Source organism: Sporosarcina sp. P12(2017), from assembly GCF_002743035.1.
GTDB classification, from domain to species: domain Bacteria; phylum Bacillota; class Bacilli; order Bacillales_A; family Planococcaceae; genus Sporosarcina; species Sporosarcina ureae.
The window spans coordinates 53,061-79,424 of record NZ_PDYL01000013.1 but is presented as its reverse complement, the minus strand read 5'-3'; the positions used below and the strand labels follow the sequence as shown (position 1 = coordinate 79,424).

The 26,364-nt window shown below is 41.7% G+C and carries 23 protein-coding genes; 14 read left to right on the top strand and 9 right to left on the bottom strand.

Going from position 1 to position 26,364, the window contains the following annotated elements:
* Nucleotides 1–169: 169 nt before the first annotated feature.
* The 3 genes from CSV80_RS11835 to CSV80_RS11825 all read left to right on the top strand — a co-directional run bounded on the left by CSV80_RS11835 (nucleotide 170) and on the right by CSV80_RS11825 (nucleotide 4,573).
* Nucleotides 170–2,980: a 2-oxoglutarate dehydrogenase E1 component gene (locus tag CSV80_RS11835; protein ID WP_099671031.1), complete on the top strand. Its 2,811-nt coding sequence runs from the start codon at nucleotides 170–172 to the stop codon at nucleotides 2,978–2,980.
* Nucleotides 2,981–3,079: 99 nt separating this feature from the next.
* Nucleotides 3,080–4,312: a 2-oxoglutarate dehydrogenase complex dihydrolipoyllysine-residue succinyltransferase gene (gene odhB / locus CSV80_RS11830; protein ID WP_099671030.1), complete on the top strand. Its 1,233-nt coding sequence runs from the start codon at nucleotides 3,080–3,082 to the stop codon at nucleotides 4,310–4,312.
* Nucleotides 4,313–4,375: 63 nt separating this feature from the next.
* Nucleotides 4,376–4,573, top strand: coding sequence for a DUF6501 family protein (locus tag CSV80_RS11825; RefSeq protein WP_029053831.1), 198 nt, complete (start codon nucleotides 4,376–4,378; stop codon nucleotides 4,571–4,573).
* Nucleotides 4,574–4,912: 339 nt separating this feature from the next.
* Here the strand turns inward: CSV80_RS11825 and CSV80_RS11820 are convergent, their stop codons facing one another.
* Together CSV80_RS11820 and CSV80_RS11815 are read right to left on the bottom strand one after the other, a co-directional pair.
* A complete protein-coding gene (locus CSV80_RS11820) occupies nucleotides 4,913–6,166 on the bottom strand; it encodes a toxic anion resistance protein (protein WP_369802827.1) in 1,254 nt (417 codons plus the stop codon).
* Entirely contained in the window at nucleotides 6,093–6,662 is a 570-nt protein-coding gene (locus CSV80_RS11815; protein ID WP_233208484.1) for a 5-bromo-4-chloroindolyl phosphate hydrolysis family protein, read from the bottom strand. The genes CSV80_RS11820 and CSV80_RS11815 overlap by 74 nt, the downstream gene beginning before the upstream one ends.
* Nucleotides 6,663–6,986: 324 nt before the next feature.
* On the opposite strand from CSV80_RS11815, the gene CSV80_RS11810 reads away from it, so the two are divergent.
* Together CSV80_RS11810 and CSV80_RS11805 are read left to right on the top strand one after the other, a co-directional pair.
* The gene (locus CSV80_RS11810) at nucleotides 6,987–7,280 is read left to right on the top strand and encodes a DUF1033 family protein (RefSeq protein ID WP_029053828.1); all 294 of its coding nucleotides are present in this window, start codon (nucleotides 6,987–6,989) and stop codon (nucleotides 7,278–7,280) included.
* A 209-nt stretch (nucleotides 7,281–7,489) separates the two neighbouring features.
* Nucleotides 7,490–7,690: a cold-shock protein gene (locus tag CSV80_RS11805; protein WP_029053827.1), complete on the top strand. Its 201-nt coding sequence runs from the start codon at nucleotides 7,490–7,492 to the stop codon at nucleotides 7,688–7,690.
* Nucleotides 7,691–7,737: 47 nt separating this feature from the next.
* Here CSV80_RS11805 and CSV80_RS11800 read toward each other — a convergent pair whose 3' ends face one another.
* Nucleotides 7,738–8,430: a hypothetical protein gene (locus tag CSV80_RS11800; RefSeq protein ID WP_099671027.1), complete on the bottom strand. Its 693-nt coding sequence runs from the start codon at nucleotides 8,428–8,430 to the stop codon at nucleotides 7,738–7,740.
* 352 nt (nucleotides 8,431–8,782) lie between these two features.
* Here CSV80_RS11800 and CSV80_RS11795 point away from each other — a divergent pair, with 352 nt between their 5' ends.
* On the top strand, nucleotides 8,783–9,148 hold the full coding sequence (locus tag CSV80_RS11795) for a helix-turn-helix domain-containing protein (RefSeq protein ID WP_029053825.1): 366 nt from the start codon (nucleotides 8,783–8,785) through the stop codon (nucleotides 9,146–9,148).
* A 161-nt stretch (nucleotides 9,149–9,309) separates the two neighbouring features.
* On the opposite strand, the gene CSV80_RS11790 is transcribed toward CSV80_RS11795, so the two are convergent.
* Nucleotides 9,310–10,908 (bottom strand): ABC-F family ATP-binding cassette domain-containing protein, encoded by a 1,599-nt coding sequence (locus CSV80_RS11790; protein WP_099671026.1) that lies wholly within the window; start codon nucleotides 10,906–10,908, stop codon nucleotides 9,310–9,312.
* 150 nt (nucleotides 10,909–11,058) lie between these two features.
* On the opposite strand from CSV80_RS11790, the gene CSV80_RS11785 reads away from it, so the two are divergent.
* The 3 genes from CSV80_RS11785 (at nucleotide 11,059) to CSV80_RS11775 (ending at nucleotide 14,538) form a co-directional block, all read left to right on the top strand.
* A complete protein-coding gene (locus CSV80_RS11785) occupies nucleotides 11,059–12,237 on the top strand; it encodes an MFS transporter (RefSeq protein ID WP_158231899.1) in 1,179 nt (392 codons plus the stop codon).
* 75 nt (nucleotides 12,238–12,312) lie between these two features.
* Nucleotides 12,313–13,269, top strand: coding sequence for an LCP family protein (locus CSV80_RS11780; protein WP_099671024.1), 957 nt, complete (start codon nucleotides 12,313–12,315; stop codon nucleotides 13,267–13,269).
* Between the two features lie 72 nt (nucleotides 13,270–13,341).
* Nucleotides 13,342–14,538: an AI-2E family transporter gene (locus tag CSV80_RS11775; protein ID WP_369802826.1), complete on the top strand. Its 1,197-nt coding sequence runs from the start codon at nucleotides 13,342–13,344 to the stop codon at nucleotides 14,536–14,538.
* A gap of 252 nt (nucleotides 14,539–14,790) precedes the next feature.
* Here the strand turns inward: CSV80_RS11775 and CSV80_RS11770 are convergent, their stop codons facing one another.
* Nucleotides 14,791–15,744: a substrate-binding domain-containing protein gene (locus CSV80_RS11770; RefSeq protein WP_099671022.1), complete on the bottom strand. Its 954-nt coding sequence runs from the start codon at nucleotides 15,742–15,744 to the stop codon at nucleotides 14,791–14,793.
* Nucleotides 15,745–15,903: 159 nt separating this feature from the next.
* Between CSV80_RS11770 and modA the strand changes: the two genes are divergently transcribed.
* The 5 genes from modA to CSV80_RS11745 all read left to right on the top strand — a co-directional run bounded on the left by modA (nucleotide 15,904) and on the right by CSV80_RS11745 (nucleotide 19,679).
* Nucleotides 15,904–16,701: a molybdate ABC transporter substrate-binding protein gene (modA, locus tag CSV80_RS11765; protein WP_099671021.1), complete on the top strand. Its 798-nt coding sequence runs from the start codon at nucleotides 15,904–15,906 to the stop codon at nucleotides 16,699–16,701.
* Between the two features lie 26 nt (nucleotides 16,702–16,727).
* On the top strand, nucleotides 16,728–17,402 hold the full coding sequence (gene modB, locus CSV80_RS11760; RefSeq protein ID WP_099637793.1) for a molybdate ABC transporter permease subunit: 675 nt from the start codon (nucleotides 16,728–16,730) through the stop codon (nucleotides 17,400–17,402).
* A gap of 18 nt (nucleotides 17,403–17,420) precedes the next feature.
* On the top strand, nucleotides 17,421–18,089 hold the full coding sequence (locus tag CSV80_RS11755; protein WP_099671019.1) for an ATP-binding cassette domain-containing protein: 669 nt from the start codon (nucleotides 17,421–17,423) through the stop codon (nucleotides 18,087–18,089).
* Between the two features lie 140 nt (nucleotides 18,090–18,229).
* The gene (gene fni / locus CSV80_RS11750) at nucleotides 18,230–19,261 is read left to right on the top strand and encodes a type 2 isopentenyl-diphosphate Delta-isomerase (protein ID WP_099671018.1); all 1,032 of its coding nucleotides are present in this window, start codon (nucleotides 18,230–18,232) and stop codon (nucleotides 19,259–19,261) included.
* A gap of 43 nt (nucleotides 19,262–19,304) precedes the next feature.
* Nucleotides 19,305–19,679 carry an rRNA methyltransferase gene (locus CSV80_RS11745; protein ID WP_099671017.1) on the top strand — a complete coding sequence of 125 codons (375 nt, stop codon included), beginning with the start codon at nucleotides 19,305–19,307 and terminating at the stop codon, nucleotides 19,677–19,679.
* A gap of 1,196 nt (nucleotides 19,680–20,875) precedes the next feature.
* Here CSV80_RS11745 and CSV80_RS11740 read toward each other — a convergent pair.
* The 4 genes from CSV80_RS11740 to CSV80_RS11725 all read right to left on the bottom strand — a co-directional run bounded on the left by CSV80_RS11740 (nucleotide 20,876) and on the right by CSV80_RS11725 (nucleotide 26,315).
* Nucleotides 20,876–22,876 (bottom strand): helix-turn-helix domain-containing protein, encoded by a 2,001-nt coding sequence (locus tag CSV80_RS11740; RefSeq protein ID WP_158231898.1) that lies wholly within the window; start codon nucleotides 22,874–22,876, stop codon nucleotides 20,876–20,878.
* Between the two features lie 172 nt (nucleotides 22,877–23,048).
* Complete coding sequence (locus CSV80_RS11735) at nucleotides 23,049–24,035, bottom strand: electron transfer flavoprotein subunit alpha/FixB family protein (protein WP_099671015.1); 987 nt, start codon at nucleotides 24,033–24,035, stop codon at nucleotides 23,049–23,051.
* Nucleotides 24,036–24,064: 29 nt separating this feature from the next.
* Nucleotides 24,065–24,838: an electron transfer flavoprotein subunit beta/FixA family protein gene (locus CSV80_RS11730; RefSeq protein WP_099671014.1), complete on the bottom strand. Its 774-nt coding sequence runs from the start codon at nucleotides 24,836–24,838 to the stop codon at nucleotides 24,065–24,067.
* A 34-nt stretch (nucleotides 24,839–24,872) separates the two neighbouring features.
* Nucleotides 24,873–26,315 carry an MFS transporter gene (locus CSV80_RS11725; protein ID WP_099671013.1) on the bottom strand — a complete coding sequence of 481 codons (1,443 nt, stop codon included), beginning with the start codon at nucleotides 26,313–26,315 and terminating at the stop codon, nucleotides 24,873–24,875.
* Nucleotides 26,316–26,364 lie beyond the last annotated feature (49 nt).

Sequence of the window (26,364 nt, the reverse complement as noted above, 5' to 3'; positions counted from 1 at the left end):
CTTAGCGACGTAGTTTTCCGTGATTTTCAATGGATTACTAAGAACTTTGCAGAAAACTACGCATATTAGGATTAATCCCTTTCAGTTCTAAGGTTTGCGTGCTATTATTATGTAGAAGTAGTGAAAATAAACACAACAAGCCATTTGGCAAATGTGGAGGTCATATTACATGTCGAACAATGTGGATTCCCATCGTTCCCCGTATGCTAATTTTTCGGGTCCAAACCTTGGGTATGTAATGGAAATGTACGATCTGTTTAAAACAGATCAAGATGCAGTAGATCCTGATTTAGCAGAGCTATTCAGGAATTTTGGTGCGCCTCAGATGGATGAGTCAGGTCAAGAGGCAGTTATAGCGCAAGGTTCCCAAACGGATTTGCGTAAAGTTCTTGCCGTTTATTCTTTACTTGAAGCTATTCGTTCTTATGGACATCTTGCAGCAGACATTTATCCATTAAACGATCGACCTAAAGATACATCCCGTCTTGAACTGTCCTATCATGGATTGACAGAAAGCGATCTGGTCGGATTGCCAGCAACTTTGTTCTTGAAAAATGTTCCAGCGACAGTTGAAAACGGATTAGATGCAATGAATTATTTGAAGTCTCTTTATACAGGCTCCATTGCATACGAATTCTCTCACTTGATCGATGAAACAGAGCGTAACTGGATTCAATCAAAAATTGAAAACGGCGACGTACAGTCAAAAATGCAAGGAGACGAGAAAAAACAACTTCTTGAGCGTTTGACGAAAATTGAAGGCTTTGAAAAATTCATTCACCGTACATTCGTTGGAGCGAAACGTTTCTCTATCGAAGGTGTAGACACATTAGTCGTCTTAATTGATGAATTGATGCGTCTATCCGAAGATGCGCAAATGGAAAAAGTGCTAATTGGCATGGCTCACCGCGGACGTCTGAATGTATTAACGCACAACTTAAACAAACCATACGAAATGATGTTCGCAGAATTCGCTGGCGTACCTGCTTCACCGTTCTTGCCAAAAGACGGATCTCTTGAAGTAACTCGCGGCTGGTTCGGCGACGTGAAATACCATATGGGTGCTCTTCATAAAGGTAAATCTGGGATGAATCGCTTCCTTGCGTACAACCCGTCTCACCTAGAAGTGGTAAACCCGGTGATTACTGGTCAAACTCGTGCTGCACAAGAAAACACGGACAACCCAGGTATTCCACAACAAGATACAAATAAAGCATACGCGATCTTAGTACACGGTGATGCTGCGTTCCCTGGACAAGGTATCGTTCCAGAATCATTCAACTATTCACGCGTTCGCGGTTTCAGAACAGGCGGATCGGTTCACGTCATCGCCAACAATACAATTGGTTTCACGACGGAATATTATGATTCCCGTTCTACACACTATGCATCTGATCCAGCAAAAGGCTTTGAAGTGCCTGTATTCCACGTGAATGCAGATCACCCAGAAGAAGTACTAGCTGTTGCTAAACTGGCATTTGAATATCGCCAGGCGTTCGGTAAAGACGTACTAATCGACTTGATTGGGTACCGTCGTTACGGACACAACGAAATGGATGAGCCACTTGTGACGAATCCAGTGATGTACCACGAAATCCATAAACACCCAACCGTTCGTGAACTTTACGGACAGCGTCTAGTTGAGCAAAACCTTTTGACAGACGAAGAAGTGAAAGAAATGGACAAGTCGGTTATCGCAACTATGCAAGAAGCGTACGATCACGTAAAAGAAGAATCAGCAGACGCACCGGAAGTTTCCAACGCAACGCCGGAAGTGGTACAAGCTGGACTTCCACGTGACCTTGAAACAGGGGTAGCGGAAGATCGCCTTCGCCTAATGAACGAAGAGCTATTAACATACCCGGATGAGTTCACTGTTTTCAACAAATTGGATAAAATTTTGAAGCGTCGCCTAGAGCCGTTTAAAGGTAAAGGGAAGATTGACTGGGCACATGCAGAGCAATTAGCATTCGGTTCAATCATTCAAGACGGTAAACCAATCCGTATGTCTGGACAAGATATCCAGCGCGGTACATTTGCACAGCGTCACTTAGTATTGCATGATGAGAAAACAGGTGAAGAACTTGTTCCATTGCATCATATTAGTGGATCTAATGCTTCATTCGTGGCGTATAACAGCCCACTGTCAGAAGCAGGAATCGTAGGATATGAATTTGGTTATAACTTAGAAGAAGACAAAACGATGTCGATCTGGGAAGCGCAATACGGTGACTTCTCGAACATGGCACAAGTTATGTTCGACCAGTTCGTATCTTCAAGTTACTCGAAGTGGGGTCAGCAATCAGGCCTCGTGCTATTGTTGCCGCACGCATTTGAAGGACAAGGACCAGAACACTCCAGTTCACGTATTGAGCGTTACCTACAACTTTGTGGGGAAAACAACTGGACAGTCGCGAATATCTCCAGCGCAGCAAACTACTTCCACGTATTGCGTCGTCAGTCGAAAATTCTCGGCAGCGAAGCAGAACGTCCGTTAGTTATTGCTACACCTAAGTCATTACTTCGTCACCCACTAGTTGGAGCCGATGTTGAAGACTTAACGGAAGGTCACTTCAAGACAGTTCTTGAGCAACCTGGCACAGGGAAAAAGCCTGAAAAAGTCAAAAAGATCTTGTTTGCAAGCGGGAAGATGGCAATCGACTTAGCTGAAAAGATTAAAGACGGCGAAGGATTCGACTACTTGCACGTGGTACGTGTAGAGCAGCTATATCCATTCCCATCCGACAAAATCAAAGAAATCGTTGCACGTTACCCGAAAGCAAAAGATTTAGTATGGGTTCAGGAAGAGCCGAAGAACATGGGTACATGGTCATTTGCTTATCCATTCCTAGAAAAATTAGCTGACGGTAAGAACATTTCGTATGTAGGACGTATTAAGCGTTCAAGTCCTTCTGAAGGTGACGGCGCTTCTCATAAAAAAGAACAAAATCGCATCATTGAAGAAGCTTTAAAAAAGTGATATAACAAGTAAGGAAGCTTTACAATTAAATTTAAAAACTACTTATACAAAGTAGCTTGTCCGTTAATAAAACGGTATACCTACGAGGAGGAATTTATTGTGGCAGAGATCAGAGTACCTGAACTAGCAGAATCAATTACAGAAGGTACAATTGCAAAATGGTTAAAACAACCCGGTGAAAACGTGGATAAAGGTGAATTCATCGTTGAATTGGAAACAGATAAAGTAAACGTAGAAGTCATCTCAGAAGAAGCAGGCGTTTTGTCTGAACTATTGGCTGCAGAAGGCGACACAGTTGAAGTTGGCCAAGTAATCGCGATTGTAGGCGAAGGTTCAGGTGCACCGGCACAACAAGCTCCACAAGCAACTGAAGCTGCAGCACCTGCTCCAGCGCAAAAAGAAGAAACTCCGGCTCCGGCAGCAGCTGTAGCGGAAGAAACATCTTCTTCAGACCGCACGATTGCAAGCCCGGCAGCACGCAAGCTTGCTCGTGAAAAAGGTATTAATCTTGCAGACGTATCACCTGTTGATCCAATGGGTCGCGTACGCGCACAAGACGTATCTGCCCACAACAACGCTCCAGCACCTAAAGCTCCTGCAGCACCAGCTGCTAAAGCAGAAGCAAAGGATGACGGCCGTATTACACGTCAGAAAATGACTCGTCGTCGTCAAACAATTGCTAAGCGTTTGCTTGAAGTAAAACAATCAACAGCAATGTTGACTACATTCAATGAAATTGATATGTCGAAAATGATGGAACTTCGTTCACGCAAAAAAGACCAGTTCTTCGAGCAAAACGATGTACGTCTAGGCTTCATGTCATTCTTCACGAAAGCAGTCGTTGCAGCATTGAAGAAATATCCATATGTTAACGCTGAAATTGATGGCGATGAAATCCTATTGAAGAACTACTTCGATATCGGTATTGCAGTATCTACTGACGGCGGACTAGTTGTTCCAAACGTAGTAGACGCAGACCGTAAGAGCTTTGCTGAAATCGAAGCATCTATCGGAGAACTTGCGAAAAAAGCTCGCGACAACAAATTGACAATGGCTGATATGACAGGCGGTTCATTCACCATTACAAACGGTGGGGTATTCGGTTCACTATTGTCTACTCCAATCCTTAACGGTACACAAGTAGGAATCTTAGGTATGCATACAATTCAGAAGCGTCCAGTAGCTGTTGGTGACAATATCGAAATTCGCCCGATGATGTATGTTGCACTTTCTTATGATCACCGTGTAATTGATGGAAAAGATTCAGTAGGATTCTTGAAGATGGTTAAAGAGTTGCTTGAAAACCCTGAAGACCTTCTACTAGGTTCTTAATTAACTCAAATCAAGCGACCCGCTAATCAGCGGGTCGTTTTTATTTAAGGAAGGAGAGATTGTATGTCATTTTTACAATGGTTGGATGAACCTTCGTTGAAGACAGTGACGTGTACGCATACCGATGCAGCGAAGTATTTGGTTAGTAATATGCTGACGGTAGGGAAGTCGTATGAAGTAAAGAACGAGACAGAAGAATTTATCTTTGTAGTAGATAATTCTGGCAAGGTCGGCGGGTATTATAAGACGTATTTTGAGTGATTGATTGGTGAATAGATAGTAGAGATTTTTGAGACGATTCTTAATTGAATCGTCTTTTTTATGTGTGAGATGGGTAGGGCGGGAAGTGTTGTAGTTTGAAGTTTTAAACGTGATTAACTTGTGAGGGCGGCAATGCGGGTTTCGCTCATTCATTCGTCTAAGCGCTCATAGTTCAAGCGTATTCGCTCTATAGTCACTGCCAACCGCTCTATCAAGTGCCGTACCCGCTCATACGATAACCCCAAGCGCTCTATCGTAGACTGTAACCGCTCAATGCCCGCAACCGCTCTATCGGTCTAGACCGATATACTGAACTTACACAACACAAAACCGTCTCTCTTACGAGGGACGGTTTTGTGACTCTTCATATACAGCGAGTAAACGTGTTTTGAGGTCTTGTTCCATTTTAGCGATCTCGGTCTCAGCAGCTTTGCGTTTCGCGCGGCCATCCGCTTGGATCAGCAAAGTTTCTTCGATCGTCTGAATCAAGTTCTCCTGTGTTGTCTTCAATGTATCGATTTCAATAATACCTTTTTCGTTCTCTTTTGCGGTTTCAATACTATTCACTTTCAACATTTCGGAGTTACGAAGCAACAAGTCGTTCGTAGTCTTAGTGACAAGCTTCTGTGACTCCACAGCCTTTTGTTGACGGTTTAGCGTCAAAGCAATTGCAATCTGGTTCTTCCATAGGGGAATCGCCGTCATAATGGATGCCTGAATCTTCTCCGCCAACGTTTGGTTCGTTTGCTGGATCATGCGGATCTGTGGAGCACTTTGAATCGTGATTTGACGGGATAGTTGCAAGTCGTATAGGCGTTTTTCTAAACGATCAACAAATTGCGCCATATCGTTGACTTCTTGGACCATCATTTGATCGTCTGACTGCTGTGCTTTTTTATGCAGTTCAGGAATGATTGTACTATTGATTTCATCGATCTTTAATTCCGCAGCTGCGATGTAAACGTTCAGTGCTTGGAAGTAGGTTTTATTTTGTTCATACAAATTATCTAGCATGCGGACGTCATCCATTAAACCGCGCTTGGAGTGTTCTAGTTGAACGCTTATTTTATCGACTTGTGTGCCGAGTTTTTCGTATTTAGTCATAATTTCTTTAATCGGGCGAGTCGCCTTGTTAAATAAACGACTAAGACCTGATTTCTTTTTATCCGATAAATCGTCTGTATCAATTTCGGATAGTTTAGCCATTAATTCATTCAGTACCTCACCGACAGGGCCGATGTCTTTGCTTTGTACATGATCAAGCATTTTGTGCGAGAAGTTGGATAGTTCATTTTGCGCATTAGCACCGTAAGAAATGACAGCTTCGTAATTACCAACAGGAATTTGTGAAGCCAATTGTCTTGCTTTGTCTTGTTCTTCAGGTGTTAATCGGTCGATCAATTTAGCGGGTGCTGCTGTGTCTGCCAGCGAATTTTCCATCTCTTTCGGAAGCAAGCTAGCATCCATATCAAATGGATTATCGAGTAGGTCATCCATTGATTTTTCTTGTAGTACGTTTTTATCTGTCATTAGAGTGTTCTCCTTTCGATTCAAGCAACGGTTTGTCTCTCTTGAGTGTAATATCGACGTAATCAATTTCCATACGGAGCTGTTCCAAATCAGTTGATACGGCGTTACGTAGATCTCGTTCCATTTCGAGGCTCAAATCGGATAATGTTTCGCGTGTATGTTGTAACGCGACTTTGATATCTTGGTCTTTTAATGGTTGATTAACGAGTAGGCTGTACTTTGATGTTAATTCAACGACAGAATCAAGATGAGCATAGAAAAAGCTTTCGACTTGATAGAACTTTCTTGGATTGGACTGGACGATCTTAATGATGCGTCGAGCCATCGAAGACATATCGTATACTTGTCTGAATGCCTGTATTGAACGAACTTGTCCGTACATACTTCCGAGTTGTTTTAGCTTCCGTTTAGATTCATTTACTTGTTGTTCAATATGTTTATATTCAGAGCGCGCCATTCCGATTTTTTTTAGTGTGGAGCGTAACTGCAGTTCTTTAATTCCTACGTTGCCTCCTGCATACAGTGCGATCCCGATCGCGGAGCTTATGAAAAAGTTCATGCTTGTACCGCCTATTAGGAGAGCCCATGTCAGGAAACTAGTCGGAGCCATAATTACATGTCGTGTGAAGAAGTTTTTTATATTATTCATGATGGTTCAGGCCGCCTTCCATTCTGACTCTATATAATACTTACGGATTAACAGCGAAAAGGTTTCATTTATCGTGTAGATAGTAAGGTTACTGGAGCCTATATCAATTATAGCCCAAAACAGCCGAAAACTCATATATTACGCCACATGAATCAATTTACTTTGATAAGCGAGTTGAATTTGCTAGAATGAATATCATTCCTGCATAGCGAAAGATAAAGGGGTGCTTACTGAATGTATGAAGTGGTATACATGAAGGCGGACTTTGAGCCGTGGTGGATGTTTGAAGAGTGGAGAGACTACTCTGTTTCATCCAAAACATTTACGAATATAATCGACACAGAATCATATATTAAAGAAGTGATTGGGAAGATGGAACCGTATTTCGAGCATTATGAAGTTCGTAAAGGCTGCTTCCATGCATTTTGGTCGACTTCCGAAAAACACTATTGCGAAGGTTGTGAGGGAGATTTGCAATTGTATCACGGCATCATTGTGTTAGTAGACGGAGAACCAAACATATCGTAAGAACATTCTGTAAAAATGTATTTATTCAATTGACAAAGAAGCCCAGTATGTTATACTAGACGTAAGTAAATCAATCGAACGACCGTATGCTAAGAGATTCACCTATTACAAAAGGGATCGGCGACGTCGGCAACTTTTGTAATACGTGAATTTTTTTGTATGTTAAGGTTCGTGTATTAAAGTATTTATATTTTTTTGGAGGTAATCGAATGAAACAAGGTACAGTGAAATGGTTTAACTCAGAAAAGGGCTTCGGTTTTATCGAAGTTGACGGAGAAGAAGATATCTTTGTACACTTCTCAGCAATCCAAGGCGAAGGATTCAAATCTCTTGACGAAGGTCAGCAGGTTGAATTTGAAGTAGTCGAAGGTAACCGTGGTCTACAAGCAGCTAACGTTGTTAAAATCTAAACCACTTAAAAAGGCGCCTATTGTGGCGCCTTTTTGTTTGCAAAAAATCAAGGTTGTGTCACTGTTTCTAGGCTAGACGTGACAACGAATTCTTCTTCGCCTTCCATCGACATCACGGATTCACGTTTTACTTCTCCGAAATCCTTCACGAGATAGATCCTGTTCACAAAGTCATTTCCGGCCTGCTCAATTACGACGGCATCTTCAAATTGCTGATAAGGCGTTTCCACTGAGGCATTCATCTCCACAATCTTCCAGTCATCAAATGTTGTCCCTACTTCGATAGGACCTTTCAAATACGTCCGGACCGGATTCATGGACTCTAGCTCAGCTGCCGTTGGAACTCCAGCATCCAATTCGATATGTTCCTCCTGCAATACTTGAATTTCATCTCCATCCACTTTAAATACTTTTTGAACGAATGCACCACCGTTGTTTTCGTGTATCACGACATAATCTTGTGCAGGTCGTGCAACAGTGATGTCTAGCTCAGCAAATTCATTACCGACACCTTTATAATGCGCGCTGGAGCCGTCAGGAAGAAAGTAATCCAAGAGAGATACGTCGGTTAAATTGGCATCCTCGTTCCCATTTTGCTGTTCTGACTTGTCAGTGTCCGTTCCTTTTTGATTTGTCTCCGAAGAGTCTGTCTTACCATCCATTGACGTAGTAGGCTTGTTTGAGCATCCAGCGAGCACGAGAAGCAGTGCAGCCATTAGAAACCATAGATTGCGTTTCATAATGAAAAACCTCCTTTTACTTTGTGTTATTCCCTTCATAGTGGAATCTATTCGTAGACAATTTAATTTTTGTGGTGGGACACTTAAAATATTCTTTGCATTTCATTCGACAAATGAATTCTAGCAAGAACATTTAATTTTATAAATATTTTTGAAGATAGAAATAGAGAAATCGAATCTTAAAGTATAGGGCTAATATACTAACCTCCAAATTAATCCATCTATGAATATATTATATAGTTCTAACAAAACCTGGTTCCAAATAATCCCTATATGCTATAATAATACTCGCATCTCATTATTTGGTATACTATACATAACGCACGTACAGCAATCAAGGAGGGAAAGAGCAATGAAGAGTACTTTCGTCATTCGTCAAAGAGCTTTTTTGAAGCTCTACATGCTCAACAAGGCAGAAGAAGGGAACTTGTATGGTTTACAGATGTTAGATGACCTTCAAGATCATTTTAGGGACCTAGGTTATCGTCCAACTAAGTCTGAAGTATACAAGTCTCTCCATGATTTACTTAACGATGGATTAATCGTCAGACATCCAATCCATAAGCAAGGGACGGAGATGCAGACGCTTTACATCTACCGCATTGGGGACAAGGAGAAAGTGAAAGCTTATAAAGATACTATAAAGTTCGAGATTGATCGATCTATCTCATTACTAAAGAGAGCACTGCAAGACAATTATTCGCAAAAGAGACAATAACCTGTGAAGTCGTGATGGCTAATGTTTTAGCAATTCAAGATTATGTCGCAAGCAAATCGACGGTTTCTATACATCATGTAAATTTATCATGTATTCGTATAAGTGCAAAAAACTCCCCTAGAAGTTTTACCTTCTAGGGGAGTCACTATATCCACTACCTATTAAGCTTTCTGACCTTTCCATTCCAAATACTCATCATATGTCATCATCTTATCAAAGATTGTTCCATCATCATTGATTTCGATTACACGATTAGCAATTGTCTGGATGAACTGATGGTCATGAGATGTGAAGATCATAGCGCCCTTAAACGCGATCAACCCATTGTTAAGTGCTTGGATAGATTCCAAGTCCAAGTGGTTTGTTGGCTCGTCTAGAAGAAGAACGTTTGCGCTTGTCAGCATCATTTTCGATAACATACAGCGAACTTTTTCTCCACCTGATAAGACGTTCGGCTTTTTCTTTACTTCTTCACCTGAGAATAGCATACGTCCGAGGAATCCACGCAAGAATGTTTCCGTTTCATCTTCAGGAGAGTATTGACGAAGCCATTCAACTAACGTCGGCTCGGACCCTTCGAAATACTTTGAGTTATCCATAGGGAAGTAGGCACGAGTTGTCGTCACGCCCCATTTGATTACTCCTGTATCCGGCTCTGTTTCTTCAGCTAACATATCGAGTAAAGCAGATTTTGCAAGTGGGTTACCGATCAATACGACTTTATCTTCTTTATTGAGTGTAAAGGTCGCATCTTTAATAAATGTTTTGCCATCCACCGTTTTTGTGACATCTTTGATCGTCAAGACATCGTTACCAATTTCGCGTCCGATTGTAAAGTTAACGAATGGATAACGGCGTGAAGAAGGCTTGATATCATCCAACTCAATTTTATCCAATGTCTTTTTACGAGACGTTGCTTGTTTGGATTTCGATGCGTTAGCACTGAAACGCGCGATAAACGCTTGTAGTTCTTTTACTTTTTCTTCTTTTTTCTTGTTTGATTCTTGTGACAGTTTCAAAGCTAATTGACTTGATTCATACCAGAAGTCATAGTTACCCGCGTAGATCTGGATTTTACCAAAGTCAAGATCGGCGATGTGTGTACATACTTTATTCAAGAAATGACGGTCGTGGGAAACGACTACGACAGTGTTTTCAAAGTTGATCAAGAATTCTTCAAGCCACTGGATTGCTTTGAGATCCAAGTTGTTTGTCGGCTCATCTAGTAGTAGTACGTCAGGTTTGCCGAACAAAGCTTGTGCAAGCAATACTTTTACTTTGCTTGAACCGTCAAGCTCTGCCATCGTCGCGTGATGCATACTTTCAGGAACACCAAGACCTTGAAGAAGTACAGAAGCTTCAGATTCCGCTTCCCATCCGTTCATTTCTGCGAATTCACCTTCGAGTTCAGCTGCACGCATGCCGTCTTCATCAGAGAAGTCTTCTTTCATATAAATCGCGTCTTTTTCTTTCATGACTTCATATAGCTCTTTATGACCCATGATGACTAGATCCATCACTACGAACTCTTCGTACTCGAAGTGGTTCTGCTTCAGGACAGCTAAACGCTCATCTTTCCCGAGAATCACATGACCTGTTTGGGGTTCAAGTTCACCTGATACAATTTTTACAAATGTTGATTTACCAGCGCCGTTCGCTCCAATTAATCCATAGCAATTGCCTGGATTGAACTGTATATTGACATCTTCGAATAGCTTGCGATCGCCGAAGCGAAGACTTAAATTACTAACTGCTAACATAAATAATATCCTCCTAATTTCACAATGTTCCTAGTATACATTAAAATTACGTGAAATGGAATGTTTGAACTAGTACTGTTTACAAATTCGTTTTACGATATAATGACGGTAGATGTTCTATACGTATCCTATACAAAAGGAGTCTTTGGATTGCGCTCAAAAACTAGTCAAGGTCTATTATTATTTGCGATCTTTATAGTCGCACTCAACTTACGGCCGGCAATTACGTCCATCGGGCCGATGCTAAACATCATCCGTGATGATTTGTTGTTGTCGAACACTCAAGTAAGTCTACTGACTGTTATTCCGGTTATCTGCATGGGCGTCTTCGCGATGCTAGCACCGATACTGAATAAAGCAATCGGCTTGAATAAAACGATGTACTGGATGTTGCTGATACTCGCTGTAGCAACCGGCATGCGTTATTCTGTCACTTCGTTCAGTGTTTTATTACTGACAGCTTTCAGTGCAGGTGTGGCCATTGCTGTCATTGGTCCGCTATTATCCGCACTGATCAAACAATACTTCCCTATGCATGTTGCTGTAGTCGTCGGAATTTATTCATTCGGCATGGGCATGGGGGCGACGCTGAGTACAGGATTGACAGGTGTCTTATATGAGAAATCCTCCTCCTATTCATTCGCGCTCGCTGTTTGGGCCGTCATTGCAATTCTTGGCATTATTGCGTGGGCAGTTACGGCTGCACATCCGATTGAAGTGAAGCAAATAACAGGGCTACCCGCGCAAAAAGGGAAGAACCCTTGGCGCAGTAAACAAGCATGGAGCTTCCTAATCTTCTTTGGTTTACAGACCGCATTATTCTTTTCCGTATTGACGTATCTCGTTCCTATTGCGGTATCGAACGGCATGACGCTTCTACAAGGTGGGACATTGCTAAGTGGAATGACAATCGTACAAATTTTTATGAATATCGGCTTTCCTATTGTTTTACAGAAGTTTGCTAGCAGAACGCCGGCACTTGTCGTAATTCTTGCACTCGGTATTGTCTCGATTGGGTTACTGTGGACAGCTGATCCATTGTGGTTTGCCATTGGAGTTCTCGTCATGGGGATTCCGCTCGGTGGATTATTCCCGATTTGCTTGTTGATGCCGATGGACGCGACGGATACTGCCGAAGAAACGAATTCATGGACTGCGATGATGCAGACAGGTGGTTTCATCATCGGAGGGATTTTGCCGCTACTGATCGCTTCCTTATATGACTATACTGAAAATCATTACGTGACATTGTTCGTATTTCTTGTTTTATTTGTGGCTATGCTAGTGCTAGCGTTGCAAATAGGTCGGTCCGCCAAGCAAAGCTCGTAACTGGACGCAACCCCTTGTGAACAGAAACGTCCTGATTAACAGGATACACATGGATAATGGAGGAATGAATGCTACATGGACGAACACTTCGACGAACAACAGCCACATCGCAGAAAAAAGAAGCGTAAATTACGTGTTGGCAGAGTTTTTATGACCCTACTGTTGCTTTTCACGGTAACGATCTCAGCGTATAGTTACTTTCAATATAAACAAGGTAAGGCTATGACGGCAGGCAGTAAGATTAATCCAGGAGAGTTTCAAGGCGATTTGCTGAGTCCGCAAGATCCGACGACGGAAAATTATTTATTGCTTGGCATCGACAATGATGGCACTGGAAAATATCGCACCGATACGATGATGGTGCTGTCTTGGGATCAAACCGCTGGTACTGCGCATTTAATTTCATTCATGCGGGATATTTACGCACAAATTCCAGGGTACCAGTCGTACAAGCTTAATACCGCGTACTACTTAGGCGGAGTCCAAACGGCGAAAGAAACGATTTCGGGGATGTTTAATATCCCGATTCATCACTACGCAGTCGTCGATTTTAATAATTTCGAGTCGATCATGGATATTGCGTTTCCGAAAGGCCTCGAAATGAATGTAAAGAATGAAATGTCTGAGAAAATCGGTGTTACGCTAAAACCGGGCGTACAGCGGTTGAACGGTAAAGAGTTACTCGGTTATGCACGATTCCGCGCAGACGATGAAGGCGACTTCGGTCGGGTCAACCGCCAGCAGGAAGTAATTCAAGCAGTAAAGGACGAGCTATTAAGCGTGTCCACTGTTTTGCAAGCACCGAAAGTAGCCGGCGCACTCGATAACTTCATTGAAACGGATCTCACTACGAAAGACGAGCTAACAAAAGTGCTGACAGTTATCGCAAAACGTAAACTGGATCTGCAGACATTACGTATTCCAGTTGAGGGCAGTTACTCCTTTACTTCATACAGCCATGCAGGATCTGTAATCGATATTGATTTAGATAAAAACAGAGAAGCGATCCGTTCATTTTTAGCAACACCCTAACGGATCGAATAAAGGGGGAGTGAGACGTTGAGGCAGCCACCAAAAAGGCCTTCTTTACGAGATTTCTGGTCTATTCCTTCAACATCACCAATTGTCGGATTTCTCGGTGGTCAATCTACATTGTTTGTACTGCTTTGTTTATTGTTCATTGGATTGATCATCTTGGTATTCACTCAAGTTTCATTTATTTTCTATCCGATTCAAGTATTTTTCTCGACTGTCGTTTTGCCTGTAGTACTTGCGACCATTTTATACTACTTAATGCGTCCGATTCTTCGGTTTTTAGAAGAGCGTTTACGCATACCACGCGTTTATGGGATTTTGATCCTTTTACTGGCAACTGCTGGGTTACTAACATTAGTCATTTTCTTAGTGTTACCGTTCCTGCGTTTGCAGTCGATCAATTTATTCGATGAATTTCCTCAGTACTTTAAACAGTTGATTTTGGACATGGATAATTTTTTCAAGAACTCCATTTTTGCTCCGATTTATCAAGGATTCAACTTTAACGTCAATACGTTCCTTGACTCCGGTTTTGAAAGCATCGGCAAATTCTTCACGGAGACAATAGGTGGTATCGCATCAGGCTTGACGTCATTCGTTTCCGCGCTTACTGGAATTATCTTGAGCATTGTCACCGTGCCGCTCATTCTGTTTTATTTACTGAAAGACGGTGAGAAGTTACCACAAACGATTTTGCGTATGTTGCCGCCACGTTTACGTGACGATGCAGCGATCATCTTCCGCGATGCGGATAGACAAATCAGTGCGTATATTCAAGGTCAGATTTTAGTTGCGATTGCGATTGGGATCATGGTATCAATTGGCTTCCTGATTATTAAAATGAAGTATGCATTGCTGCTCGGAGTACTTGCGATGTTCACGAGTATCGTGCCGTATCTCGGGCCGGTGATTGCGATCACGCCAGCGGCTATTATTGCAATGGTCACGTCACCATTCATGCTCGTGAAGCTGGCGATTGTGTGGACGATTGTGCAAGTGATCGAAGGGAAATTTATTTCGCCTCAAATCATGGGGAAGTCGCTGCATATCCACCCAATCACGATTATCTTTGTTTTACTGACAGCCGGCTCGCTGTTCGGAGTCGCTGGAGTGATTCTCGGGATTCCCGCGTATGCGCTGCTGAAAGTGGTGGCGACTCATGTATTTTATTTGTTCACGATGCGATATAATCGCTTTGAGACGCAAGAAGAGATGTATTATGAGACAGATTCGCTTGAAGAGTATTATGAGAATGATAGAGAGTAACCCGCCTTTTACTTGGTGGGTTACTTTTTTGTTGAAGTGTTTGGTGAGTGTGGATAGGCGAAGTGCTGAGGCTAATGAGCGGATCCAGGTGTTGATAGAGCGCTTGATGAAATGTATGAGCGGTTACGGACCGTGATAGAGCGGTTGGCGATGGCCATAGAGCGGTTACGCATGAACTATGAGCGCGTAGACGAATTAATGAGCGAAACCCTCGCTAAACCTCACTAGTTACATAAAATCGATCAACTACGCCTACACCGTTTCATACAAAATAGTCCCAGTTTTCGTTAAGTCATAGCCACCTACCGCAGCTAATTGCTCTTTGAACGAAGCGGAGTTCAGTGTCTCTACTATGAGTTCGCGCAGCTTTTCATTTTCAGGCGTTTTAATCAGCACTAAATCGTACTGTTCCTGAATTAATGGAATGAAGTCCACATCGATCAATCGGGCGGTTTTTTCGATTCCGACGCCTACATCTGCGTAACCGGAAGCAATGCGGGTTGCTACGGCCATGTGATTCAACTCCTCGTCGTCATAGCCTGTAATGGAAGGGGCTGTGATTTCTGCGAGTTGTAGTTGCTCATCCAGCAAAACACGAGCTCCTGAGCCTTTCTCGCGGTTCACAAGACGGATACCTGGTTGTCCCAGGTCTGACCAGTTCTGTAGTTGCTTAGGATTATTCTTTTGTGCATATAATCCCGCTTTTCTACCTAGCAAGTGGATGACCATATAAGAGCGCCCGGTAAGTAACCGTTTAATATATGGCAAATTATATTCACCGGTTTGTCCGTCAAATAAATGCGTACTGACGATGTCGGCTTGTCCTTGATACATCTTGATCAAGCTATTCAAGCTGCCGGAGAATGATCGCAACGGTCGATAGAGTCCCGATTCTTCTATATGACTAGCTACGATGTCCAGACTCAAATCTTGCCCACTGATGATGACTTGGCTGTCTGTAACCGTTTCTGCAGCAGCGACTTGTGAAATCACTGAAGTCATGGGCGCCGTTGCCGATTCGCCGCCGCTTTTCAGTCGTTCTTTGTATGCTGTCAAATCTACGGCATCGACACGCATTTGACGTCCCACGCGATAGGCTCGGATTTCTCCTTTTTTAATAATGTCATACACTGTTAATTTCGACACTTTCAACAATTGAGCGATTTCATCGGTCGTATAGGAGATATCATTTTCTAGATTTGTCATGTCTCAACCCTCCACAAATAGTACATCTATCTTCTAACATATCATCCATAATTGCAAAATTGACAAGCTTTATAAAGCATAATATGATGATTCTAGATCTAACTAGTTATGTTTAGATATATCTAGTTATAAGTAATAGGGAAGTAGGGGTACTACATAATGAAACGATTTTCATTTTTCACTCTGTTCATTTCACTAGCCGTTTTGCTGGTAGGATGTTCTGATACGAATGAAACGGAGAAATCAGGCGCAATAGATTCAGAGAAACCTGAAGCTGAATTATTAATTTCTGCTGCGGCCAGTTTGACGGATGCATTGGAAGAGTTAAAAGGGCCATTTGAAGAAGCGCATGAAGGCATTACTGTGACCTACAACTTCGGCAGCTCGGGGAAATTGGCAACGACTATTGAAAACGGCGCACCGTCTGACCTATTCTTGTCTGCCAGTTCAAAAGATATGAATGATATGGAAGATAAAGGGTTACTCGTCAAGGAGTCAAGAAAAGATTTTACTGAAAACGCACTCGTATTAATTACACATAAAGATTCCAATCGTACGATTTCCTCATTTGAAGACATAGATCCAGCAGCACTCGATCATTTAGCAGTTGGTGAACCGGAATCGGTGCCAGTTGGTCGCTATACGAAAGAGACACTTGAAAGCTTGGATCTCTGGGAGTCTTTGCAAGATAAATTAGTTCTCGGCTCAGACGTACGTCAAGTACTGACACATGTGGAAATGGGTAACGCAGATTACGGTGTCGTGTATTCAAGTGATGCATTCATTTCGGATGATGTAAAAGTCTTAGCAGAAGCAGATTCAGTTTGGCATGAACCGATCGTGTACCCGGGCGCTGTCGTGGCTGAATCTAAGCATCAGGATGCCGCACAGCAATTCCTTAACTTTTTGACTGGTGAGGAAGGAAAAGAAACGCTGGAGAAGTTTGGATTTAAGTAAAGGAAGGGGGAGAAAGCTTGCTGGATATGGATTATTCACCTCTATTATTATCTCTGAAAGTAGCTGCTATCTCCACTTTCTTTGTTTTTGTAGCTGGTGTGTTCATTGCGTACTTACTTGCGAAGCGTGATTTTTTCGGAAAAAGCATATTGGAAGCATTGTTTTTATTGCCTCTCGTGTTACCACCGACCGTCGTCGGCTTCGGTTTGCTCATTTTATTCGGTAAAAAGGGCTGGATCGGCAGTTGGTTACTCGAATGGTTCGATTTCCAAATCGTCTTTACGTGGATTGGCGCTGTTATTGCTTCGATTGTTGTGTCATTTCCTTTAATGTATCAAAGCGCAGCGGCAGCATTTGAAAGTCTCGATGAACGATTATCAAATGCTGCCCGTACGATGGGCGCTTCCGAATGGCGCGTATTTTGGTCAGTCGTATTCCCACTCGCTTGGCCTGGATTACTGGCAGGGTTGGTGCTGTCATTCGCAAGAGGTCTTGGAGAATTCGGTGCTACTTTAATGCTTGCAGGGTACATACCGGGTAAAACTGACACGATTCCGATGGCGATTTATTTCGCCGTAGAGTCGGGTCAGATGGAGAAAGCGACGTTTTGGGTAGTTATCATCATTACATTCGGATTTAGTTTGATTTTATGGGTGAACTGGTGGAGCAAACGCAATATTAGGCGTTTTACAAAGTCTTGAGTGTAAGGGGGATTTGACATGCTACATGTGGAAATCAATAAACAACTCGCGCATTATGACATGAACATTCATTTTGAAATGTGCAATGAAATCCTGGTATTAGTCGGCCCATCCGGCTCTGGTAAAACGACGATTTTAAACTATATTGCGGGGCTCGCACAGCCGGATCATGGATTGATTCTTTCGAATGAACATACATTTTTTGAAACCGATGAAAAACCAATGTCTGCTCGCGATCGTCAAATCGGTTATTTATTCCAAGACTATGCATTATTTCCACATATGACGGTCGAGAAGAATATTTGGTTCGGCGTGAAAAAGAATGAGCGAAAAGAAAGTAACAAAATGATTTGGGAGTTACTTCAAGTACTAGGAATTGAGCATTTACTACAGAAGTATCCCCACCAGGTTTCAGGCGGAGAAAAACAGCGTGTAGGATTGGCTAGAGCACTTGCTACCCAACCTTCCGTGTTATTGCTAGATGAACCGTTGTCTGCTCTCGATAAAGAAACGCGGAAACAGTGTCAAGATGAACTCTTACGTTTACATGCCATGTGGAAAATTCCGTTCATTATTGTAACTCATGATCTTGACGAAGCAGAACGCTTGGGTGACCGTATTATTTATCTTGATCAAGGACAAATAACGGATGAAAAGTGGCGAAAATATGAAGTTTCAATGTATTAAAACGTACAAATTAAAACGTACAAAGCTCCGATTTCATATCAGAGCCTTTTTTTATTTTGTGTAATCGAAGTAGAACAGCTATAATTCATAGTAACCGACTAATATAAAAATGGGTTTACTAGTAGATAGGAGTTAATATCATGGGCAAGCAACTGAATGATCGGAAAGCACAGCATATTCAAATCGTGTTGGAAGAACATGTGACTGGAAATGCGATTACGACAGGTTTGGAGCAGTATGAATTTCTGCATAATGCATTACCTGAATTATCATTTGATGAAATCAATATAGAGCAAAACTTTCTAAATAAATCATGCAAAACACCTTTTCTAGTAAGTTCAATGACTGGTGGTGCGGATTTTGCGGAAACGATTAATCGGAATCTGGCACTTGCAGCGGAACAAAGAGGCTGGGCACTGGCGTTAGGTTCGACACGCGCTTTAATAGAGAGTAAAGCATTCCGTCCTTCATTTGCATTACGAAAATATGCTCCAACGGCTCCCATTATCGCAAATTTAGGTGCGGTGCAGTTGAATTATGGTTTTTCTGCAGACGAATGTCGTCAAATTATCGATTATACCGATGCAGATGCATTCGTTTTGCACGTAAATGTATTACAGGAAGTCATTCAGCCTGAAGGTAATACGAATTTCAATAATTTAATATGTAAAATCGAGAAATTATGCAATGAATTATCGGTTCCTGTCGGTATTAAAGAAGTTGGATGGGGAATAGATGGCCAAACTGCTAAGAAGCTCTTAGATATCGGTGTGTCATTCATTGATGTAGCTGGTGCAGGGGGAACATCTTGGAGTCAAGTAGAGAAATACCGTACGACGCCGATTAAACAGCAAGCAGCTGTAGCATTTAGCGAATGGGGAATTCGAACGTCAGATTCACTACAGCTAGTTAAACCTCATATGAACGATAAGTTATTAGTAGCAAGTGGTGGACTTCATACAGGTGTCGACGCTGCAAAATGTCTCGCCCTAGGTGCAGATTTTGTCGGTTTTGGTCGAGCGATTTTAGAAGAAGCAACTATATCAGCTGAAAACGTTTCCCAAACAATGGAAGTTCGCGAACTAGAATTACGCATGGCGATGTTTGCAACAGGCTCTGCGAATATCCAGGCGTTACAACAAACGGATCGATTACAAAAGATTAACTCGTGAATGTACTATTTGCGAGTTTTTCATATCTAAGGAGGAAAAAACAATGTGGAAATTAGTGAACGGAAAAATGATTCAAACTACAGATGAAACACGGATTAAATTCCGCACGAATATCAGTCAAGAAATTTTACAGCAATTAGAAAAATTATCTGAAGAACATGATACATATAGCAATTATTTATTAGAAAATGGATTGTGGAACGTTTTAGCTGCGGGTGTTATTGAGTACGATAAGAATTTACGTCCAACAGATCGAATCCAGTACAAAACGACATACGATAAAGAATTATTGGAATCCGTTAAACAGCTAGCAAAAGATCATAAGCTATTCATTAACGATGTCATTGAGTACAGTGTAGGATATATCGACTTTGAACATATCAAAACTAAAGATCATAAGAACCGCTTAGAAAGTTAGCGCGAGAAGGATACATGGAGAGTAGAATATGTATAGATCGTAGAACGCCCCGAACATAATATAAATTATAGGAAGTTATGTATCACTTATAAGTATACTTGCGATAGTGAGATATCAGCGCTTTTTTAGATGAATTAAGCGCTCGATTTATTATAATTGCTTAACAAGTTAACTTCAAGCTTTACGATGTTTCTGTATTATTTATGTGTTTGTCATTAATTTTCTTCGGCAAACACTATTTATTGTTTTGTTCCTGCTTTGCATTTTATATGCCGTTTTACTATCTTGCTTGATGATCAATCATACTAGCTTAACTCGACCAGTCATTTATAAGCACTCTTTAACGTAATGCTTAATCCATCAACCTATCACTTTTATAGGCTTTTGACATGTAAAGTCATCGTCATATACTTTCCATCCGATTATCCTATCGACAAAAATCTGACGGCCCCTTCTCTTCCAGTTAATTGATGGGCTTTCTCAATAATCTGCTTAATCTCCTTGTTTATGTATTCGAAGATCTCGTCCTTGATTATTTTACGTGCGATAGTCGATGTTTGTTAGATAATATGGCGCGTGGAACACTGTATAAACAAGGATTATTTGGAACCATGTTCACTAAGAATACATACTACGTTTAGCCTTACTTATGAATATAAACCCTGCCTAGTATATCACTTGTATAGCGCTTGTATGTTCGTGCTTTGTTTTTGTTTATATATTTACTGATCTTTTATCTTCAAATAACGTTTTATAAATTGATAAGCAAAACCGGCTTAAATACACCTTGCCAGCGTTGCTCAGCAAACCGATTATTCGTTTACAGAAATTCCGCCTGCACATTGAATACATAGAATCACGACATTTAAGTACATTCTCCTACCTATCAACCGAGCTCTATGCATGATATTACTGTTGCTCTCCAGGATCTCCCTTCCTTGATTGCTGTACGTGCGATATTTATAGTGTGCTAATTTACATGATGTGAATAATAGTATATTGAGGAGGATTATTTGGAACCAGGTTTCTTAAGAATTTAACGCTCTCTACTTATTATTTTTGTCGATAAAAGAAAGCAAAGCTCGACAAAAAATGAGCTTTGCTTAGTATACCACTAGTATAGCGTCTGTATGTTCGGTTTCTTAAAAATCAAAATTGGTAATTGTGTCAAGGTGACACAATTACATTTTACCGGCTTAATTTAACCAATCTTTCATCTTTTTATAGATGGTTTGTGAAGGTAACGCTCCACCTCGTTCGATATTGCTTATATAAGATGTTGAAATTTTCAATTCTTCGGATACTTGTTTCAGTGTCAAACCACGATTAACGCGACTTTCCTTAAAATCACTACCAATATTCTTACAGACCTCTTCTTTTGTTTGTACTAAGGAAAAATTGGTTGGTGCTTTGATTGACTTTTTTCTCTCGATCGGCTGATAATAGCTAACAATCTCGTCAGGCGGCGCGATGATGATCGTAGCATTCAGCCAGAGGCGCAGCCAACCTTTCTTCGACATGCTATCTTCGTCCCATTGATTGTATTGCCAAAATGTTATTACGCCTTCTTCCTCCAATAGGTCTAGGGCTTTTTCCAATCGTTCCCGAATACGTGAAGGTGCTTGTGAATCTATTTGTATACCGATTTTTTCGAGTAATGTACTGATTTTATGCGGCTGCAAGTAGCTTGCTTTTCGTGCTTGAGTACGCCAACGCCAGCTTACATAACGGATGAGTTTTTTCTCCCATTTCCGTTGATACGGATTGAATTCGATCGCTTGATTCGGTAATAACTTTACTTGTCTGGCAGTGCCTTGCAAGAAAGAATCAAAAACTTCCCCAATCGTTACATATAGACGCTCGGGTAATGACTCTTCATTTAATTCGCACAGACTACCGTCTTCATTCGTAAAAATGAACGCACGCCCTTGCATCTTCTTGTTGACAGGTTTACCTTGTTCATATACTAAGACAGTTTCGAGTTCCATCCATAGTGATCGTATTATAGAAAGCGCTTTCACCACATGGATGCGTTGTTCTTTTTCATAGCCACCGCGCCTACCTGTTCCTCCTAGTTTTGTCTTCAGTCCACGGATTGTAAGCAGATCATCGAAGCGGATTTCTACGCGGTCACCTACCTGCCCTAATTGCGTCAAATACATATGGCATAGGGAATCTAGTACGTCCACATCGACTTCTGATAACGTCTTCGCATCGTTATGCAGTTGATTCATACGACTTGCTGTCCGATCCTCTTCACGCGGAAGTAGCTGCAAAGAACCTGTCAGCGTCGTACTACGTATCGTCGCCTGTGGCCATTGATCTGGCTCACAAGTGAATTTTTGGTTGGAAATGGCTTCTGTGATGAATTGATAAATGGCGTTGCTCATCACTATGAGATTATTAGTTTTTACTGTGGATTCAATCGGTTGATGCTCGGATAACCGATTGTTCACGCCGAGTAATTCATTAATTTGCTTCATTGAATCTTTTTCTAACTCGAAAACCGCAAGTGTTTCAGATACCATTTGCTCTATATAGACATTGACGTCTGTTGTGAATGTATTTAGGAAACTATCGTTAGAAGCAAAGCTCGTATTTATTCTTTCAAGAAATAACTTGTTCAACTCTTCATTAGATAGTGAATCTAGTGTGTTGTAGCCGTGAATTTTAATCATTTCATTCACGGTATGATTGATTAAATATGTTTTGTACCACGAACTAAATACACTCCATGATTCCTCATCATTTAGCCAAGCGGTTGTATTCAGCATCTTTGCGTATTTATTGTATAATTTATTTATTATTTCCCATTTGAGAGTAGGCTTATTTTCAAGTAATGGTGTGAGATGACTCTCATAAGTACTAAAAAATTTAGCTGTCATGAATTCTGTCACTTTCGCTAACATTTCATATCTGGCCCGCAGACGCAATTTGAAAAATAATTGAAAATTTTCATCGTAGTTGTGCTGTCGGACGATGAACGTCTCGTTTTTCACTCTTGGAAAAATGTGATTCGTTGCTACTTTTTTTCGTACTTTTTCACACGGAAAATTGATTAAGTAGTTATAGTCAAAAAAGTTAGGTTGTGGATCATAGATGACGATTACTTGGAAGTGGTCAATTTTATTGGCAATATTTTGATGGTGGATTAATTCATAGTGCGTAGTATTCAACAGTAAATCGTAATTAATCAAATATAGTCCCCTCCGATAAACCGTAAGTTCAGAATAGTATAACATGGATTTCCAAGTTTCACTATTTACTTTTGTTTCAGTAGAAGTGATATGTAGTAAAAACTAGAACGCAAAAACAGCTTGGAAAGTCCGGTAATCGAACTTTCCAAGCTGTTTTATGAATGGTTAGTAGTTAGGATACTAACGCGCCTTGCAATTTGAGTTCTTCGATGAATAACGGCAGAACTTCGAACAAGTCGCCGACGATGCCGTAATCTGCCATCTTGAAGATATTTGCTTCTTCGTCACTGTTGATCGCGACAATCACTTTGGAGTTCGACATGCCTGCCATATGCTGGATCGCACCGGAAATACCTACCGCGATATAGAGATCGGGCGTAACCACTTTTCCGGTTTGACCGATTTGCAGCGAGTAATCGCAGTAATCTGCATCACAGGCGCCCCTAGAAGCCCCTACAGCGCCACCTAACAAGTCTGCCAGCTCATACAATGCATTGAACCCTTCGGCGCTCTTAACACCGCGTCCGCCCGCAATAACGATTTTCGCTTCAGATAAATCTACACCTTCCGTTTTCTTGCGGATCACTTCTTTAACGATCGTACGCAAGTCTTTGACATCCACTTCTCTTGCTATGATGTCACCCGTTCGGCTAGCGTCAGGTTCCAATGCAGAAATATTATTCGGACGGATCGTGGCGAATAGCAGACCTTCGTCCTTCATCACTTTCTTTTCAAACGCTTTACCGGAGTAAATCGGTCTAGTGAAGATGACTTGATCGTCTTCTTTTTCGATTGCCACCGCATCTGAGATCAATCCAAGTTCCAAGCGGCTTGCGATTTTAGGTGTCACATCTTTACCGACTGACGTATGACCCATGATAATGCCAGATGGGTTCTCGTCTTGCATCACTTCCATAATGACCTGTCCGTAGCCTTCCGATGTATAATTGCTCAAGTTTGCATGTGAAACGGTAATAACACGGTTTGCACCATAGTGAATCATTTCTTCAGCCGGTTGCTGCAAGTCTCCGTCACCGAGAACCAATGCCAGAATTTCTGCGTTTTCGTTTAGTTGTTTTGCCGCTGCAATCGTTTCATAACTTACTTTACGAAGAACCCCTTGCTGCAATTCCCCGATTACTAGTATCTTTTCACTCATAGTAAAACTCCTTTCGTTTTGTAGATTGCTTAGATTACTTTCGCTTCATTGGACAATAAGCCGACCAGTTCTTTGACTTGCTCTCCCGTTTCGCCTACCAAAATGCGTCCTGCTTGCTTTTTAGGTGGTAAGAAAATAGAAATCGTTGCCGTTTTTGCTTCCACATCGTCTTCATCGAGATCTAGATCATCGAGTTCAAGTTGCTCAAGCGGCTTTTTTTTCGCCTTCATGATACCTGGAAGGGACGTGTATCTCGGCTCATTCAGTCCTTGCTGGCATGTTACGAGCACCGGCAAGGATACTTCAATTTTCTCGAGATCCCCTTCGACGTCTTTATCAATTTTCGCCGTACCGTCTTCAATATCCAGCTTGACGATCGTCGTAATGAACGGCATATTTAGGCGCTCTGCAAGACGGGGTCCTACTTGTCCGCTTGCCTCGTCGATTGCCACATTTCCTGCGAGAATCAAATCCACTTCTTTTCCTTCAAAAAATGTCTCGAGAATCTTAGCTGTCGTGAATTGATCCCCTTCATCAAGGTCGTCACTCGTATTGATGAGTACCGCTTCATCCGCACCCATCGCAAGTGCCGTACGCAATTGCTTCTCTGAGTCCTCATCACCAATCGTCACAACCGTTACCGTTCCGCCGTGCTTGTCGCGTTGCTGGATCGCTTCTTCGACTGCGTATTCGTCGTATGGATTAATAATGAACTCCGCACTACTTTCATCTATTTGATTGCCTGACACGGAAATCGCTTCCTCCGTGTCGAATGTTTTTTTCAGTAAGACATAAATATTCATATAAAAGACTCCTCTCTATACTTTGTCGCGCAATTTATTTGATTTCTTCAGTTTGTAACGCTTTCGGCACTACATTGGTATCGACCAAATCGGCTTCACTCGTGTGAATTCCAGGAATCGTTCGAGGAATCAACGGTAAGAATAACAACGCGATGACGATGAAGCCCATAATCACCCAAGATGTATTCACTACTGCCCCAACATTATTACCGCTCGCTGAGAAGATAGAGAAAGCAACAAGTGCTAACGATGCGCCCATTCTCTGTGCAAGGTTTTCAATTACCGTATTCGTAAACGTCACGACATTCATTCGTTCCGTTGAAGCTTTGGATACAACAAGACCTTTAACTACGGGTGTTTGGAAACCTACACCGATACCGACCAGACTCATAGCAATGAACAAATACGTAAACGATGTTGTAAGTGTCACGAAATTTAACATGATGATTCCGGAAGAAAAGACGAGAATTCCCGATCCCATAATCAATCGTGCTGATAGCTTTTTCATAATTCTTCCGCTTAAATAGGCTGCAACCGATGTGCCAAGGAATACGGCCATCTGCAGGAAACCTACCGTTGTAGCGGCTTTTCCTTGTACGTTCTGTACAAAGAATGTTAATAAGTACATCACACCCGAGTAACCAAGGAAAATGAATACAGCAATCGTCGTAGGTACCCAGAAGTTCCGATTCGCAACGTACTCCAAATCGAGCAACGGTGCTTTTTGTTTTTTCTCTACAAAGATCAAGATGATCAACGCAGTGACGAAGACTAGCAGGGATGGAATCCACATTCCAGATTCTATTCCGAAGCTGTTGATGAAGGTTGGAATCGTCAGCAAACCGAGCAATAGAGCGATGACGAAAATCAATCCTAGAACATCCAGCTTCTTACGTGCTTGTACTTTGACGTGTGGAACAAAGGCAAAGAGTGCAATGCCTAAACCACCAAGAATAGCAGTGAATATAAAGCTTGCCTGCCAGTTCGCTGTATCAACAATCATACCGCTGATGACCGGACCAAATACCGCACCGATTGTAATAAACGCCGCAAACGTTCCAATCGCTTTTCCCCGCTGTGTCCCGACCATGAATTTACCAGCATAGGCAATCCCTGATGGTGCAATCGCCGCGCCCGAAATACCTTTAAAGAATAATCCAAGAACGAGCACCCAGAAAGAAAACGAGAAGGCTACGAGCAATGATCCGATGACCATGAAAATACCGCCAATTAGGATGACGATCTTCAATCCGAACGAATCTCCAATCCATCCAAGTAATGGCTGGAATCCTGTTAAACCAACAGCCAGACCCAGTTGCATCCAGACTGCGTATCCCGGCGTCAGATTAAATTCCGCCAGCATATGCGGATATGCGGGAAGATGGGTTGCTAAACTTAACATAATAAAGAATGCTCCGAAACTTATGAATAAAAAACCCCTATTAATCGATTGATCTTTCAATGCCGCTTCATTCATATAGTGGCCTCCCTTTATCGATGGTGTCATAGTTTTTACAAGCTTTATT